The sequence below is a fragment of the Flavobacterium sp. IMCC34518 genome (assembly GCF_027111095.2).
Taxonomy (GTDB): domain Bacteria; phylum Bacteroidota; class Bacteroidia; order Flavobacteriales; family Flavobacteriaceae; genus Flavobacterium; species Flavobacterium praedii.
Genome location: NZ_CP114284.2, coordinates 924,648 through 941,480 on the forward strand (window position 1 = coordinate 924,648; position 16,833 = coordinate 941,480).

General features: G+C 36.7%; 10 protein-coding genes. 1 reads left to right on the forward strand and 9 read right to left on the reverse strand.

Translation table 11 applies throughout. The features are described 5' to 3' along the window. Positions 1-3: 3 nt before the first annotated feature. From pseC to OZP06_RS04115, 9 genes are all read right to left on the reverse strand, one after another. Entirely contained in the window at positions 4-1,203 is a 1,200-nt protein-coding gene (pseC, locus tag OZP06_RS04075; protein WP_269223790.1) for a UDP-4-amino-4,6-dideoxy-N-acetyl-beta-L-altrosamine transaminase, read from the reverse strand. 2 nt (positions 1,204-1,205) lie between these two features. Further along, positions 1,206-2,210, reverse strand: coding sequence for a UDP-N-acetylglucosamine 4,6-dehydratase (inverting) (pseB, locus tag OZP06_RS04080; RefSeq protein ID WP_269223791.1), 1,005 nt, complete (start codon positions 2,208-2,210; stop codon positions 1,206-1,208). Positions 2,211-2,237: 27 nt separating this feature from the next. Next, positions 2,238-2,660 (reverse strand): adenylyltransferase/cytidyltransferase family protein, encoded by a 423-nt coding sequence (locus OZP06_RS04085; RefSeq protein ID WP_269223792.1) that lies wholly within the window; start codon positions 2,658-2,660, stop codon positions 2,238-2,240. A 285-nt stretch (positions 2,661-2,945) separates the two neighbouring features. Further along, entirely contained in the window at positions 2,946-4,013 is a 1,068-nt protein-coding gene (locus tag OZP06_RS04090) for a Wzz/FepE/Etk N-terminal domain-containing protein (RefSeq protein ID WP_269223793.1), read from the reverse strand. Positions 4,014-4,230: 217 nt separating this feature from the next. Beyond that, entirely contained in the window at positions 4,231-6,663 is a 2,433-nt protein-coding gene (locus OZP06_RS04095; protein WP_269223794.1) for an SLBB domain-containing protein, read from the reverse strand. A gap of 563 nt (positions 6,664-7,226) precedes the next feature. Further along, positions 7,227-7,697 carry a UpxY family transcription antiterminator gene (locus OZP06_RS04100; RefSeq protein WP_269223795.1) on the reverse strand — a complete coding sequence of 157 codons (471 nt, stop codon included), beginning with the start codon at positions 7,695-7,697 and terminating at the stop codon, positions 7,227-7,229. Between the two features lie 146 nt (positions 7,698-7,843). Further along, positions 7,844-8,890, reverse strand: coding sequence for a dTDP-glucose 4,6-dehydratase (gene rfbB / locus OZP06_RS04105; protein WP_269223796.1), 1,047 nt, complete (start codon positions 8,888-8,890; stop codon positions 7,844-7,846). A gap of 76 nt (positions 8,891-8,966) precedes the next feature. Then, complete coding sequence (locus OZP06_RS04110) at positions 8,967-10,283, reverse strand: ATP-binding protein (protein WP_281324276.1); 1,317 nt, start codon at positions 10,281-10,283, stop codon at positions 8,967-8,969. 248 nt (positions 10,284-10,531) lie between these two features. Further along, positions 10,532-11,815: a nucleotide sugar dehydrogenase gene (locus OZP06_RS04115; protein WP_269223798.1), complete on the reverse strand. Its 1,284-nt coding sequence runs from the start codon at positions 11,813-11,815 to the stop codon at positions 10,532-10,534. Between the two features lie 1,840 nt (positions 11,816-13,655). Between OZP06_RS04115 and OZP06_RS04120 the strand changes: the two genes are divergently transcribed. After that, a complete protein-coding gene (locus OZP06_RS04120; protein WP_281324277.1) occupies positions 13,656-16,685 on the forward strand; it encodes a SusC/RagA family TonB-linked outer membrane protein in 3,030 nt (1,009 codons plus the stop codon). Positions 16,686-16,833 lie beyond the last annotated feature (148 nt).

Consider the following 16,833-nt stretch of genomic DNA (forward strand, 5'->3'; position numbering starts at 1 on the left):
ATATTATTTTTTATAATATTCTTCAATTTTATCAATAACAAACTTTTGCTCTTCAAAGGTCAAAGTCGGATACATAGGCAAACTCAAACAGTTTTTGTAATAAGCTTCTGCATTTGGCATATCACCTTCTTTCCATCCAAATTGTCTATAATATGGCATCAAATGACAAGGAATGTAATGAATTTGAGCGAAAATTTTATTTTCTCTTAAATAATTATACAAACCTAAACGGTCTTCAACTTCAACAACATAAAGATGATACGCATGACCGGCTACAACTCCAGATTGTCCTTTTACAAAAGACTTTCCTTTAAAAGCAATTTCATAAGTAGCAGCAATTTCTCTTCTTTTTATAATACCTTCATCTGCTCTTTGCAATTGACTAATCCCTAAAGCGGCTTGAAAATCGGTCAATCTATAATTGAACCCAAGCGTTTGCATTTCCATATACCAAGCAGGGTAAGCACTACTTTCGATAGCTGTACCGTTCGCAAAGTCTATAGAATTTGTATAATCGGATTCGTTTTTAGTAATCCCGTGAGTCCGCAATGACAAAAGTTTTTTATACAAGATTTCGTCATTAGTAGTTATCATTCCGCCCTCACCACATGCTATATGTTTGACTGGATGAAAAGAAAAAATAGCTAAATCAGCAAACTTGCTATTCCCACATTTTTGAACTTCAGCATTAAAATCCGTAGAAAATCCTCCCGGAGCATGGCAAGCATCTTCAATAATCCACAAACCATATTGGTCTGCTAACTTTCTATAGGCTTCTAAGTCAACTGCTCTTCCTGCAAAATCAACGGGAATTATTCCTTTATAAGTCCCTTTTGGAGAGGCTTCTAATAATACTTTTACTTTTTCAATATCCAAAAGATAGGTTTCGGGATCAATATCCGAAAAAACAACTTCCCCTCCGCAGTAACGAACACAATTAGCCGAAGCAGCAAAGGTGATGGGTGTAGTAATCACTTTATCTCCTTTTTTTACATCTAATGCCAATGCACATAAATGTAAAGCGGCTGTACCATTTGAAACCGCAACTGCAAAAGTGCTTCCAACATATTCTGCAAAAGCTTTTTCGAACTCCAAAATTTTAGGCCCTTGAGTCAAATAATCGGATTGCAACGCTGCTATAACAACATTAATATCCTCTTCTGTAATATTTTGACGACCGTAGGCTATTGCTTTATCAATCATTTTTAAAAATTTGAATCTACATGTTCTTTTATCAATGCTCTCAAACTAGCTACAGTTTCCCATTCGGTATTAGTGCCTGAATTATAGTTAAATCCTTCATCAACTTTTACCGCACTAAAAGTAGCAATAAAATCGTTAAGATTAAAATGAGGTACAGATGGCAATATGGTAAAATATTTACCTAAATCGTATGTATTATAAGAATCTGAAGAAGTAATCATTTCTTCATGAATTTTTTCGCCTGGTCTAATTCCAATAATATCTAGCGTACATTCAGGAGCAACCGCTTCGGCAACATCGGTAATATTATAAGAAGGTATTTTTGGTATGAATATTTCACCACCCCAAGCGTGTTCCATAGCATGCATTACCATATCAACACCTCCTTGCAAGGATATATTAAAACGAGTCATAGTCGCATCAGTAATAGGCAACTTGCCTTCATCTCTCTTTTTCATAAAAAAAGGAATAACAGAACCATTGGATCCCATTACGTTTCCGTATCGAACAACCGAGAATTTAATTGGATTAGCTCCTTTAATATTATTTGCAGCTACAAATAATTTATCCGATGTTAGTTTAGTAGCACCGTACAAATTAATCGGTGCACAGGCTTTATCCGTTGACAATGCCACAACATTACTAACACTTGTTTGCAAAGCCGCATGAATTACATTTTGAGCTCCTCCGATATTAGTTTTTATACATTCATCCGGGTTATATTCAGCCAAATGCACATGTTTCATGGCAGCAGCATGTATTACAACATCTACACCTTGAAAAGCTCTCACCAATCTTTGTTCATCTCTTACATCCCCCAACAAAAAACGAATCTGCGGGAATTGGCTTTCAGGAAACTCTTGAGCCATTTGAAACTGTTTTTGTTCATCTCTGGACAAAATGATAAGTTTCTTTATATTTGGGTGATTTTTAAAAATATGAGACGTAAGTGCTTTACCTAAAGAACCCGTTCCTCCTGTTATTAAAATTGTTTTATTATCTAACATATCTTCCTAATTATATATATTTAATTATCATTTTTTATTCATCTCCTTCTGATGCACCTCTCTCCTCAACCCAGAACTCGAAAAACGATGATCTCTTGTATTAAAATACAATTCAATCCCTTTGGCTTCACAATACATCCTTCCTGTAAAATCTTGCTCTCGATATTCATCTCCTACAATTCGAACATCAATTTTAAAAGAACGCAAAATATCCTCTAAATCCTGTTCGGTCGCATAAGGAACAATCTCATCCACAAACTTACAACCCTTCAATTGAATGTAACGCTCCACCACAGTTTGTGCTGGTTGGTTTTTATCCGGACGATCCAGTGTAGGGTCCGTTTGCAATCCTACGATTAAATAGTCACAATGCCGTTTGGCTTCCTCTAGCATTTTTACATGGCCCGCATGAAACAAATCAAAGGCACTAAAAGTTATTCCTGTTTTCATTTATATACAGCTATTCTACATTTATGTTTACAGGATATAAACCTTTAAACAATAAATCTATTCTATTATTAATTACTATATCCCCTATTTTCTGCTCCTTTAGGGCTGGGGCAAAACGAAAATCCATCTCTCTTTTTTCAACACCCTTTAGGGTCGGGCCATAAGAATAATTATAAATGCTATTTTAGCGTTCTTTGCAACTCCTTTGTGAACTTTGCGGTTAAGCCTCATCAACTTTAAACTTTAAACTTTTAAACAACTTTAAACTTTAAACAATTTAAACCCTTAAACTGCCAACTCCTTCAACAACCTCCTAACAATCAACCCCAACACCATCAAAAAACCAGCCAAAAATCCCCCCATCACTAACCCTTTGGCTTTGCCAAAACGCTCCTTTGGTAATGGCAAAATAGGGCGGTCAATTACCTGTATCAAAGGCGTTTCTTTACGTAAAGTAACTTTAGCCAGTTCCGTTTGTTTTACTAATTCTGTTAAGATAGCAGTATTTGCTTGTACATCAACCTGTCTTCGTGCTGATGGTGTACGACGCACATTGAGTGCAGGATTTAGCATAAAAGTATTATCATTAGCCACCGCTACTCCCGTAATGGCGCCATTGAGCTCGGCACGAATGGAATCGGTTTGACGTTCCAAAATTTCCATATTGGCACGGGCTTTTTTGCTTTTGGTCGTCACATAAAACTGCCCTACTTGTTTAGCAAGCGCTTCACAGAAATACTTCGAAAACATTTCATTGGTTGAAGCTACATCCATAGAAATAATAGCTATTTTCTTGTCTTTTTGAGCCACAGCTAAAGAAGACTTAGATAAATTCTGATAAATTTCACCCAAAATACTATCATGCACACGAGTAAAATACTTGCGTTTGGTATTGGGTAAAAATTGTATGTTCTTGAATTTAGGATTCTCCTTCCAGCTGTCTCTCCATTCGTTATTTTGAATGTACATTTCAGCCAAAGAAATTACTTTTCCATTAACCGTAACAGGAGTCATTAAGGTTTCTTCTACCATGGAGCGGGATTTGAATAACTCGGTCAAATTAGAACCCGTAAATATACTTCCTCCACCGCCGCCAAGATCAATACCAAAAGAACTAGCCAAGCCAAGAGCTCCTCCTAATCCGCCTCCACCTTTTTCATCTTCCAAAGCAAAAGACAATGTAGCGGTATAAATTGGTTTTTTAACAAATGAATACGTTAACCCCAAAGCAGCTCCTACAATCCCTGCCAATACAATGATTTTCCATTGGGAAAGTAAATAGCTATACCATTCCTTAGCCTTTTCTATCAATTCTTTTAACGAAATCTCGTCGTTGGGTATTTGTTCTTCCATATTTCCGTTGTCGGTTTTATGTTTTCTGTTATCGGTTTTTGGTTAACCGTTATTGGTTATCTGTTGTAAGTTGTCTGTTCTCTGTTGTCTGTTGTCTGTTCTCTGTTCTCTGTTGTCTGTTTGCTGTTGTCTGTTTGCTGTTGTCTAAACTCATTAAACAACTTTTAAACTTTTAAACCGACAACTCATAACCCACAACATATAACCCATATCTGATTCATTTAATAGCTGTCACCAACAAAACCCCCATACTCACTAACACAGAAGCAATACTCACCCATTCTCCAGCACTCATTTTTTTGACTTCTGGTTTTTCTGGGACTATAATTTGGGAACCAGGCAGAACGGTTGGAGTCGACCTAAAAAACAATAAAACACTATGAGATACTGCAGCTTGACCGTTAGGATAGATAATATAGGCATTCTTTCTCCATCCTTTGGCATCAAGTCCGCCAACGGCATCCAGATAATAATTAAAGCCCCTGCCTTTTACGTATGGAATCTCAGAAGTCAATAGTACATTCCCGGCCACTTTTACGGTTTCATTGTAAGTAGAAACTTCAATTTCGTCTCCAGGCAATAACGTAACATTCGCATTCCCGGTTTGATTTTTGGCTACTTTAGTCCAATCTACAGGTATGGTGGCGTATTTTAAATCTTCTTTGAGTTTCTTTTCTAATTTGTTTTGAATACTGTCTTTTTTACCCAAATTCAAATTCACATTTTCTAAATCTTCAATTTGAGCGGCTTTTATAGGTCTTTTTATTTTCACTCCATTCAAACTCGCCATCGATGTTAATCCTCCTGCTCTTACAATAACATCATAGATTTTTTCTTTTTTATTGGCCAATACATATTTTCCTGGGTAAGCAACTGCCCCTTTTATAAGGACCATTTCTGGTTTATCGGTAACAGCCATTCGCCTAATATTAACAACATCAAATGGTTTCAATTCAAAATTAGTAATTTGTTCATTCGAATCGGGTGTAATTTCTATAGTAAACAATTCAACTTTCTTAGGATTGGTATCATCAATATTTTCAGCTTTGATCATTCTCGCAATTTCAACACGTTTGGAGGCTGAACCTGTTAACCCACCAGCCGCAATAATCAAATCGTTAAGACTTAAATTATCCTGATAGTCATATACATTTGGTTTGTTTACTTCACCATCAATGGTAACTTTATATTCTTCTTTGAAATCTAAAACAGAATATACCGTTAGAACATCTTCCTTTTTTAAAGCTAAATTCGCTTCAAAATCACCCGACATTGCTTTGGACAAATCAATAGTTACATTCTCGTAAGTCAAATCTGACTTTAAACGAATGATACGAGCTCTTTTTAAATAGGCGTCTTCTTTTAATCCTTCGGCTTGACGGATCAAATCTGTAACACGCATTCCTTGATAGAAGGAATAAGTATCGGGTCTAAATACTGCTCCTTGAATGATAATACGATTCTCAAAACGGTTCAGAATTTTTGAAACACGATACACATCTCCATTCAAAGGAATATAACTACCATACTGTGAAGCTTGGATATCCGCAACCTTAAACTCTTTTCCTGTTTTTTGTAAAACATTCACTGAAGCGGTATAAGCAAACTCATTGAATCCGGAAGCAAAATTCAATAAATTAGAGAAATTCTCTCCTTTTTTCATCTCAAAAATTCCCGGACGTTTTACTTCTCCTTCAACAGTCACCCTATTGGTGTAAGCTGGAATCCGTATAACGTCATTGTCTTTTAAACCCACATTATCCGACTGGTTTCCACTGACTAAAAAGCGATAGATGTCAATATTTTTAAACACCTTATTATTACGAATCAATTCTATGTTTCGGTAACTTCCGTTTTTGCTCGGACCTCCTCCCAAAAACAAGGCATTATAAACAGTTGCAAGGGATGAAATAGAATAATTCCCTGGTTGTTTACTACCGATAATAGTCACCTTAATAGTACGAATACGACTCAAACTTATGCTAACTTGTGATTGCCCCGAACGAACGGTACTGTAAATTCTAGAAATAGCTCCTTTAATTTTTTGAGTGGCAGCTTCAATGGTCATTCCAGACACTGCGATCTGTCCAACATATTGAATATTGACTTTTCCTTCAACAGTTACAGGTACGGTATCATCAAATTCTTGCACGCCATTTACACTTACTTGCAATTCATCACCAGGGCCTAAAACATAATTTACAGGAGTAGCCAATTTTAAGTTAGGTTGAAAATTCAAAGTGGGATTGTCAAACAACTCAGAGCCAAAAACAAGTGAATTTAAACTGTCTTTTACTTTAATGTTTTCTATTTTTTCTTGCTTACGCTCACTTTCTTCACTATTATTTTGGTCCGCATCCAAATCATTTTTCTTTTGTTTGGATATCGTTTTGGTTGGTACAGCTAACCTCTTTTTCAATTTAGCAAATTCCGTAGCACTCATACCTTTAGAAAGCGCCAAAGACTCCGCTTGATCTATCGAAACATTATTACTTTGCAGTTGCGATTTTATCTTGGATATATCTCCATCCGATAAATAATCTACTCTTACGGTACTCAGATCACTGCCCTTCAAAATATCTTGAGCCATCAAAGAGGAAGACTGAAAAAGGGCTATAAAAAGGACAATTGCTGTAATTATTTTTCTCATATTATTATTTTTTTTTTGACCATTAAAACATTTTTTACCGCACAGTAATCAATGTCGTTTCCTTAATTGTGGGTTTTGTACTTCCGACGAAGGAGGAATCACATTAGGTGTTCTTGTAATGTGATTTCTCCCGCTGGTCGAAATGACAAACTAAACGAATTTGGCCTGACAGTTCCTTAAGGAAATGACATTGACATAGTTATAAAATTCTATACTTATAACTGGTAAAAAACGATGAAACCCTAGAGGTTACTTTTATCTAATATTGTTATTCAAGTAATTTTTTCAAGTAAAGCCGTTTAGGCTGTGCCAAGTTAAAATACTGCAGTGTGGCAAAACTCTTAACTCAAAACCCACAACTCAAAACAGAAAACCGATAAAATCACTCCACGGCTTCGCCACTGTGAGTCCCATAATGGTTCACTATTTCTAAGAATTTGCGAAATTAAACTAAAAATAAAGATTTTCCTGTACTTTTTAAGCTATATTTTTACAATTATATTTGTAAGCAATTACATAAAATACTAATACTCTTTATTTCAACTTTTTAAAAAAACAAAAAATTATTTTATTTTCTTTTCTACTTTAAGAATACATCCCAAAGACTCCAAGACGAGTACATAATGATTCAGTTTTACCTCTTGAACTATGGCCGATTGTGAGACAAATGGCCCAGATTCCAAAACGATTTTATCCCCTTTTTGCCAAGTATCCACCATCACTTCAAAAGTGTCGGGTACATTCAGCCAATCTTGTATAGCTTGAATCTCATTTTCCTTTACAATAGCAGGTTTTCCTAGCCAAAATAAATAGCGAATCGCACCAGGAATTTCAAAAATAACATTCCGTTCCTTTTCATTCACTTGAACAAAAATATAGGAATTAAAAAGTGGAACTTCTATTTTCTTTTTACGATCCGACCATTGACTGATTTTGGTTATCAAAGGACAATAGGAAATTACTCCTATCTCACTTAGCCGCTCCGCAACTTTCTTTTCCCACTTGGGTTTGGTGTAAACTACGTACCAGTTCATGTTTTCTTATCTTATTAATTCCTTTATACGTAATCAAGCTTTATTCAAATCAATATTCTCACACCTCACTTGTCACCTCGAGCGCAGTCGAGAGGCACTTCTCACTATCCACTTCTCACTTAAAACTATTCACCATTCACTACATCCTACGAATACTGTTTTTCATAATACGAAGCATACGCTCCCGAAGTCACATTGTTCAACCAATCTTGGTTATTCAAATACCAATCGATAGTGATTTCTAATCCTTGTTCAAAAGTAACAGATGGTTTCCAACCCAACTGCGTATTAATTTTGGAGGCATCAATAGCATAACGCAAATCATGTCCCGGTCTGTCTTTCACGTAAGTGATCAATTGAGCTGATTCTCCAGTAGTTCTTCCTAGTTTTTGATCCATAATTTGGCACAACACTTTGACCAAATCGATATTTTTCCACTCATTAAAACCTCCAAGATTATAGGTTTCATGATTTTTTCCATCATGAAAAACCAAATCAATAGCCACAGCATGGTCTTTTACAAAAAGCCAATCTCTGGTATAATTTCCGTCCCCATAAACCGGCAATGGTTTATTATTGATAATATTATTAATAAACAACGGAATCAATTTCTCTGGAAAATGAAAAGGCCCGTAATTATTAGAGCAATTGGTTATCACATAAGGTAATCCGTACGTTTCGCCATAAGCCCGAACAAAATGATCCGAACTGGCTTTGGAAGCGGAATACGGAGAATTCGGGTCATAGGCAGTAGTCTCTGTAAATAAACCCTCGGCCCCTAGAGAACCATAAACCTCATCGGTACTCACGTGATAAAAACGTTTGCCTTCAAAGTTCCCCAACCATTGTTTTTTGGCCGCATTCAATAAATTCATCGTTCCAATCACATTGGTTTTCACAAAAGCCAAAGGATCTTCAATCGAACGATCCACATGTGATTCGGCAGCTAAGTGAATCACTCCATCAAACTGTTGGTTTTGAAACAAAGCATCTATGAAATTTTCATCAGTTATATCTCCTTTTACAAAAGTATAATTCGGTTCTTTTTCAATATCCTTGATATTTTCTAAATTCCCAGCATAGGTCAACGCATCCAAATTAAAAATTTGATAATCTGGATAATTTTGCACAAATCGTCTTACGACATGTGAACCAATAAACCCCGCTCCTCCTGTAATAAGTATTTTTTTCATTTTAATATTTTTATTTTGACTTAACTATTTCTTTATGTTTTCTATTTTCTCTATTCTACCCTCTAAAATCTGACTTCTAACTTCCAATCACCCAATACCCTCCCGTTTTTGGAGCACCTCTGAATTCAATTTTACGATCATCCTTTAATTGCTTTACCCAACGTTCTACGGTACGTTTCGGAACACTGAAATGATTTATCAATGACAAAATATTTACTCCAGGATTTTTTGCAATAAAACTAAAAATTGAATTTGAATTTGAATCTAAAATTGCTGCATCTACTTTTTCTAAATTTACACCGCCATTTACACCGCCACGTACACCGCCATTTACACCGCCATCGTTTGTTTCAGTTCCATTGGCATAAACCGTTACACGAAAACCATTTTGAAAAGCTTCGAAAGTTGGAGCTGTCAAACCGTAATGCACAAATGCATTGGTGATGCGCTTGATACCCGATCCGTATTTTTCTATAATCCCTGCTTCCCTAAACAGGTCGGCAATTTTTCTGTTTCGAGCATAAGAGGTATATGTCCCAGCACACAATTCATCAAAAGTCATCCCGTTTCCTAATCCTCCGGGATTGTAAAACTCAATTTTATGGTCAAAAATTTTAATAATGGAATCCCCTGTATTTTGATAATCGCGATGTACAATCATATTGACAACAATTTCGCGCAAAGCGTCCAAAGGGTATTCCCAACGTTCTTCCCTTTTGGGATCTCCCGTTATAATATAATTTTTATTCATGTGTTTCCGAACAAATGCTAGTGTAGCTTCTACTTCTGTAAACAAATCCGATCGCAAAACAATACTGTCTTTGATGCTCGTCTCTGTAGAAAACCGGCCAATTGAAATTGTGGCATCAAAAACTTCATTTTTGGAAAACAACAAATGACAGGCATTGGCAATTTGTCCATTTTCTTTCAACATTTCAAACTTCCGAAGTACCGTAAGCGGATCATCTTGTATTTGAGTCTCCCGAATTCCATTAGACGATTCAATAAAACGATTTACTTTATCTAAGTCAATAGACCCCAAATCATAATGTGGAGAAGGATAATAATCCCAACTGCTATTGAAAGTCTTCAAATGCAAATCGGATATCTCTTGTAAATTCATTTGATAATTGGCATTTTTTACCCTTTTGTAATAGCGTCCTTTGAAAGCCACAGGCTTAATCGGAAATTCTTGAATACTGAAAACTAACACTGATAAACCATCCATTTCCTCAACAGCAACATCCGGTATAATGGACGGAATGGTTTTATTTTTTATTTCGTTTGTCCATTGTTGAACACTTTCTTTTCCTATTTTAAAAGAAGAAATTGCCACACCATTATCATCCACTCCTACATAAACACTTCCTCCTTCGGCATTGGCAAAAGCCACCAAAGTAATAATTACCTCATCATTGAAGCTCGATTTTAATTCGATATGTTGACTTTCTGTTTTCAGTTATCTGTTCTATGTTCTATGTTCTACGTTTTATGTGTTTCTATTCTCTGGCAACCCAAAACCCACAACCAACAACCCACAACCCACAACTCAAAAACCCACAACTCACTTTTCACTTCTCACCACTCACTTCTAACCTCTAACTATTCACTCCTCACCATTCACTACTCACAATTCACTACTCACAATTTCCCATCAACCCCGTCCGTCAAAACGCCCTTAACATCATACAATATACTGCATGTTTCTCTTAACGAATTAATATCCAAATTCAAAAATTCAGTATGCGCCACACCAAGAACTATCGCATCATAAGTAGCTTTTGGCACCTCATTCACCATTGTTAAACCATATTCGTGTTGCACCTCAGAAGGATTAGCCCAAGGATCAAAAATAGTCACTTCGATTCCGTAATCTTCCAGTGCTTGGATCACATCTACAATTTTGGTATTGCGAACATCAGGACAATTTTCTTTAAAAGTAATACCGAGCATTAACAAGCGGGCACCATTGATAGTCACCCCTTTTTTAATCATTAACTTCACTACTTGTGAGGCTACATAATCGCCCATACTGTCATTCAATCGACGACCGGCCAATATAATTTCAGGATGATAGCCTTTCTCTTGCGCTTTTTGCGCCAAATAATAGGGATCAACCCCTATACAATGCCCGCCAACCAAGCCCGGTTTGAAAGGCAAAAAATTCCATTTGGTTCCCGCGGCTTTAAGTACAGCAGCAGTATCAATATCCAAAAGATTAAAAATTTTGGCCAATTCGTTTACAAAAGCAATATTGATATCGCGTTGGGAATTCTCGATGACTTTTGCAGCTTCAGCCACTTTTATAGAGGGGGCTAAATGCGTTCCTGCAGTAATAACCGATTGATACAATTCATTTACTTTATGACCAATTTCAGGAGTGGATCCTGAGGTTATTTTTAATATTTTTTCAACAGTATGTTCTTTATCTCCTGGATTGATTCGTTCTGGGGAATAGCCTGCAAAAAAATCGATGTTGAATTTTAATCCGGATATTTTTTCTAAAACAGGCACACATTCTTCTTCTGTAACTCCTGGATATACGGTAGACTCGTAAATAACGATATCTCCTTTTTTCAAAACGGAACCAACAGTTTCACTGGATTTAAACAAAGGAGTCAAATCAGGACGGTTATTTTTGTCAACCGGAGTAGGAACCGTTACAATAAAATAAGTACAGTTGGCTATATCTGATTTTTGGGAGGTACAATACAAACCTTTTTCATTACTTGGTTTTGAAACCAATACCTTTTGCAATGTTGCATCATCCACCTCTAGAGTACTATCTGTGCCTGATTGCAAAGCTTCAACTCTCGATACATTAATATCAAATCCTACAACCGAAAATTGGGTAGCAAACAATCGAGCCAAAGGCAAACCAACATATCCCAAACCTATTACTGCAATTTTTATGTCTTTATTCAATTTCTTAAACTATTGTTGGTTTTAAAAGTGTTTTCGTAAAAAACAGAGCAATTAGAGATACACTTCTATAATTGGTTACAAATCTACTCTGAATTAAGCTCACAAATGTACAAAAAATAAGAATCCAATGGGATCAAAAAAGGGCCTCCAAAAAGCAAAAAAAAGATTTTTATAAACTACAATTGTAAACAACTCATAGTCAATAAAAATCTTTAATTCAAAATGTTAGGGTTATATAAAAAATCACTGTTTTTGGTGATACCAAAAACGATAAAAAATTATTATTTTATAACATCCATAATTAATTAAATAGTCCAATGGCAAGTATTATAATGCCGATACAGTAAGAAATCGCCATGGCAACAGTTGTCGCAATTGAAAATCATCGAATACCAAAACAAAATAGTAACCAATGAGATAAACACCATTTAAGATATGCAACTCTATTGATAGTGAACAGGCGAAGCAATTACATATTCCTACAAAAAACAAATCTTATCTAAATATGAAATCGCCATTATTAACAAGTTTGCTCAAGCAAACAACCATAAATAAAAGGCGATAACATATATGACCAATAACAAATAACTTTTACATATATGAAAATAGTTCATTATTTCGAACTGAAATTGCAACTAGTACTACCAAATTTTTGATTTTACTGCAATAAAAAACGCAATATAAAATGACGTTATAACTTCCACGTCAGTTCGAGTAAATTTTTAGGAAATGCGTTTAGCTTTTACTGAAAATTGTATCGAAAACCAGTCGTCTGTATTTCTTAAAAAACAAAAAAAAGACACCTCATCAGTGCCTTATTTCCTCCTATCCCTCCAACTCCCATTATAAACCCTATTCCTCAACCACTCATAAAACTTCCCTCTCAGGTAAAGCCCCACAAACCATATAACAACTAGTCCTATAATTTTATACCATTCCATAACTCAAATATAGAACGCATAGAGAGCTACTCTTTTATCATAAAGTCAAATAATCCTGAATTGATAAGTTTTAATCCCGAATTGATAAGACTTCTGTATTGCTTGAAAATAAAAAAAAGATGCATCTCAGCATCTTTTTCTATATAATTTAGTTTCACTTTATAAATCCAATAACTTAAAAAACTCCGCAATCTTTATATTTCTAGCCTCACAAATTTTATGGAGAGTTTTAACGGGAATATTATAATTCTTTTCTTTTATTTTTCTTACTGTGCTTTCGTCAATATTATGATCCAAACCAAAAGAGCGTTGGGACTTATAAGGTTTAACCCAATTAATATATATGTAATCACATATTATGTCGTCTATATCCTCCATTTAAACAAAGTAAAATGATTAACAAAAAATAAATGCGGTCGAAGAGGCGCGTTATAAGATATTTTACTATATTTGTTTTCAATTACATACATTTGCGTTTCTTCATATAAAATATTTGAAGCATTCGCTTAGAATCTCGCCTTAGGAAACTGGTAATTTTGCAACGAGATAATAAGTTAGATGCTCACGTCCCATGGCGTGGGCTCACTTATTGTTGCACGGTATACCAGTACCTCTAGGGCAGTAAGATGAGTTCCATGCCATTTTTTTTAAACTTTTGGTCATATTCTCCGCTTACATTCTTAGCATCGCTTCTTCATTTTTCATAGTCTCGCAATGGTTTAATCCTTTAAAACCCGTCTGCCTATGCTATAAAAAAAAACGAAATCAAAAACACCTCCTTTTAAACATCTAGCCTCTTGACTTGATGTATAAAAAAAAAGGTCCCCTAAGACGCCGGCAAGCTATACTAGAGGACCAAAGCCAATAAAACTATTGTTTCATTTAACTAATCCAATATTATGAAAAATTTTTCATTCTACAAGGGTTGGCCTGTACTTTGGTATCTATTTATTTTCGGTATCTACCAATACAGTCCCGCCGTACAAGCAAGAAATCCTATCCGGATTTTTCAGGCTAACCAAAACCACTTCAAACAAGTAAAAGTAAGTGGCACCGTTTCAGATGGAAAAGCCCCATTACCAGGAGTCACAATCACCATAAAAGGAACAACTACCAGAACAATTACTGATTTTGACGGCAAATACTCTTTGTTGGCTGACCCAGAAGATATACTGCTGTATTCCTTCATGGGCTACAAAACCAGAAGTATCCCCATTGATGGTCGGTCAGTCATAAACATACAATTACAGGAAGACGCAACTGCGCTTCAAGAAGTCAAAATCAATGCAGGCTATTATTCGGTAAAAAATAGCTTAAATACTGGAAGTATTGCTAAAATCACATCAAAAAATATTGATAAACAACCCGTCACAAATGTATTGGCCACGATCCAGGGTCGAATGGCGGGTGTCAATATCACACAAACAACAGGAACGCCAGGCGGTGGATTTGATGTTCAGATACGTGGGCAAAACAGTCTGCGGGTCAATGGAAATAATCCGCTCTATATTATTGACGGAGTTCCCTATTCCACGGATCCTATTGGAACCGGAATCAATTCTGCCGTATTGCCAACGCAACCCAGTCCACTCAACAGCATCAATCCCGACCAGATCGAAAGCATCGAAGTATTAAAAGATGCCGATGCCACGGCAATTTATGGCTCCCGCGCTGCCAATGGTGTGGTATTGATTACCACCAAAAAAGGCAAGGCAGGAAAAACACAGTTCACAGCTAAACTTTTAACAGGTACAGGAACGGTAACCCGATTCATGGACTTGATGAATACCGAGCAATATGTTGCGATGCGAAAAGAGACCTTTGCAAATGACGGCATCAATCCAATTCCCGATTATGCATACGATGTAAACGGAACATGGGATCAAACCCGCTATACCGATTGGCAGAAAGAATTAATGGGTGGTACATCTTTAATCACCGATATTCAAGCCTCGCTTTCGGGAGGTTCTTCCCAAACGCAATTTTTACTAAGCGGGAATTTCAATAAACAAACCTCCGTTTTACCGTCTGATTTTGTCTATAAAAAAGGAAATGTACGTCTGAATATAAACCATGAATCGGATAATAAAAAATTCAAGATTAGCTCATCAATTGGCTATACGATACAGGACAACAACCAAGCCCGTGGAGACTTGATGCGAGAAGCAGTAACCATAGCCCCTAATGCTCCAGCACTCCATAACCCTGACGGTTCATTGAATTGGGAAAATAATACGTTCAACAATCCTTTGGCAAATCTCGAAGGGGAATACACCGCCAACACCAATGATCTAATTGCAAATGCCATGATGTCGTATCAGTTGAGCGATGCCTTCCAACTGAAAGCCAATTTGGGATATACCGCCCTTAACAATGCCGAAATTACGGCAAACCCATCAACTCGATACAATCCCGCTTACGGTTTAGGCCCAGAACTATCCACTTTAATAGCAAGCAATGCCGACCGTAAATCGTGGATTGTCGAACCGCAAGTAAACTGGAATAAAATCATCGGTCAAGGAAAACTGGATGCGCTGGTGGGAAGCACTTTTCAAACACAAAACAGCAGCCAACTGGCACAATACGCCTTTGGTTTTTCCAACAACAGTCTTATTTATAATCTGGCCTCAGCTTCCAATATCTTTACGTTGGTAAGTGACGAATCCCAGTACAAGTACCAAGCTTTTTTTGGGCGTGTCAATTACAATTGGAACGACAAATACATTGTGAACGCAACGGCTCGCCGTGATGGATCCAGTCGTTTTGGCCCAGGCAAGCAATTTGCGACTTTTGGAGCCGTTGGACTTGCTTGGTTATTTTCCAAAGAAGGAATTTTCAAAGACAGTAGCGTTTTAAGTTTTGGTAAACTCAGAACCAGTTACGGTCTTACGGGTAACGACCAAATTGGCGATTACCAATACCTCGATGCCTACAGTTCTTCGGGAGTTAATTATAGTGGCATTGTCGGGCTGCAACCCTCTCGTTTGTTCAACCCCGAATTTGGATGGGAAACCAATAAAAAGTTTGAAGTGGCACTGGAAACAGGTTTTCTGGAAGACCGTATCTTTTTTACCGCAGCTTGGTACGACAATCGATCTTCCAATCAATTGACAGGAATACCGCTACCCGGAACTACAGGATTTACTTCTTTGCAAGCCAACCTTGAAGCAACAGTGCAAAACCGTGGTGTAGAATTTACCTTGCGTACCGTGAACATTCAGTCCAAAGATTTCTCTTGGACAACCAATATCAATCTGACTTTGGCAAAGAATAAGCTTTTGGAATTCCCCAATTTGGAAAGTTCAAGCTACGCCAATCAATTTGTAATCGGCCAACCGCTCAACATCCAAAAAGTATACCATTTTACGGGTGTTGACCCGCAAACAGGTTTGTATACTTTTCAAGATGTAAACGGCGATGGCATGTTGACAAGCAAGGAAGACAAAACCACAATCAAAGATTTTAACCCTAAATATTACGGTGGTTTTCAAAACACTTTGAAATACAAACACTGGCAACTGGATTTTCTATTTCAGTTTGTCAAGCAAATCAATTATAACGCATCAACGTACTTTAGTTATCCGGGTTCATCAAGCAATCAGCCCACCACGGTGCTGAACCATTGGCAACAGCCCGGTGATAGTGCATCGTATCAAATCTATACAACGGGCGCCAACAGCGCTGCAGTTGAAGCTTCTTATAAGTATTATGAAAGTGATGGTACCATCAGTGATGCCTCGTATTTGCGATTGAAAAACATTTCACTCTACTACGATGTACCCTTAAAAGACCTCCAATGCAAACTGTTCTTTGAAGGACAAAATGTATGGACGCTCACCCATTACAATGGTGCAGACCCCGAGTTTAAATCCGCGGGTTATCTTCCGCCTTTGCGCATTCTTTCCGCTGGAGTGCAGTTTAGTTTTTAATTTAAAAATCTATTTACTTAAAAAACAATTAAAGATTAAATAGCAACAGGTCAAGAATTCCCCTCCTTTGGAGGAGTGCCCGTAGGGCGGGGTGGTTAATACGCATTTTAATAAAACCGCCACACTGATCGATAGTAAAAAAAACAAA

What these genes read in the sequence shown, in the direction of transcription:
- pseC (WP_269223790.1), bottom strand. Translation starts at nt 1,203, where the DNA reads ATGATTGATAAAGCAATAGCCTACGGTCGTCAAAATATTACAGAAGAG.
- pseB (WP_269223791.1), bottom strand. Translation starts at nt 2,210, where the DNA reads ATGTTAGATAATAAAACAATTTTAATAACAGGAGGAACGGGTTCTTTA.
- OZP06_RS04085 (WP_269223792.1), bottom strand. Translation starts at nt 2,660, where the DNA reads ATGAAAACAGGAATAACTTTTAGTGCCTTTGATTTGTTTCATGCGGGC.
- OZP06_RS04090 (WP_269223793.1), bottom strand. Translation starts at nt 4,013, where the DNA reads ATGGAAGAACAAATACCCAACGACGAGATTTCGTTAAAAGAATTGATA.
- OZP06_RS04095 (WP_269223794.1), bottom strand. Translation starts at nt 6,663, where the DNA reads ATGAGAAAAATAATTACAGCAATTGTCCTTTTTATAGCCCTTTTTCAG.
- OZP06_RS04100 (WP_269223795.1), bottom strand. Translation starts at nt 7,697, where the DNA reads ATGAACTGGTACGTAGTTTACACCAAACCCAAGTGGGAAAAGAAAGTT.
- rfbB (WP_269223796.1), bottom strand. Translation starts at nt 8,890, where the DNA reads ATGAAAAAAATACTTATTACAGGAGGAGCGGGGTTTATTGGTTCACAT.
- OZP06_RS04120 (WP_281324277.1), top strand. Translation starts at nt 13,656, where the DNA reads ATGAAAAATTTTTCATTCTACAAGGGTTGGCCTGTACTTTGGTATCTA.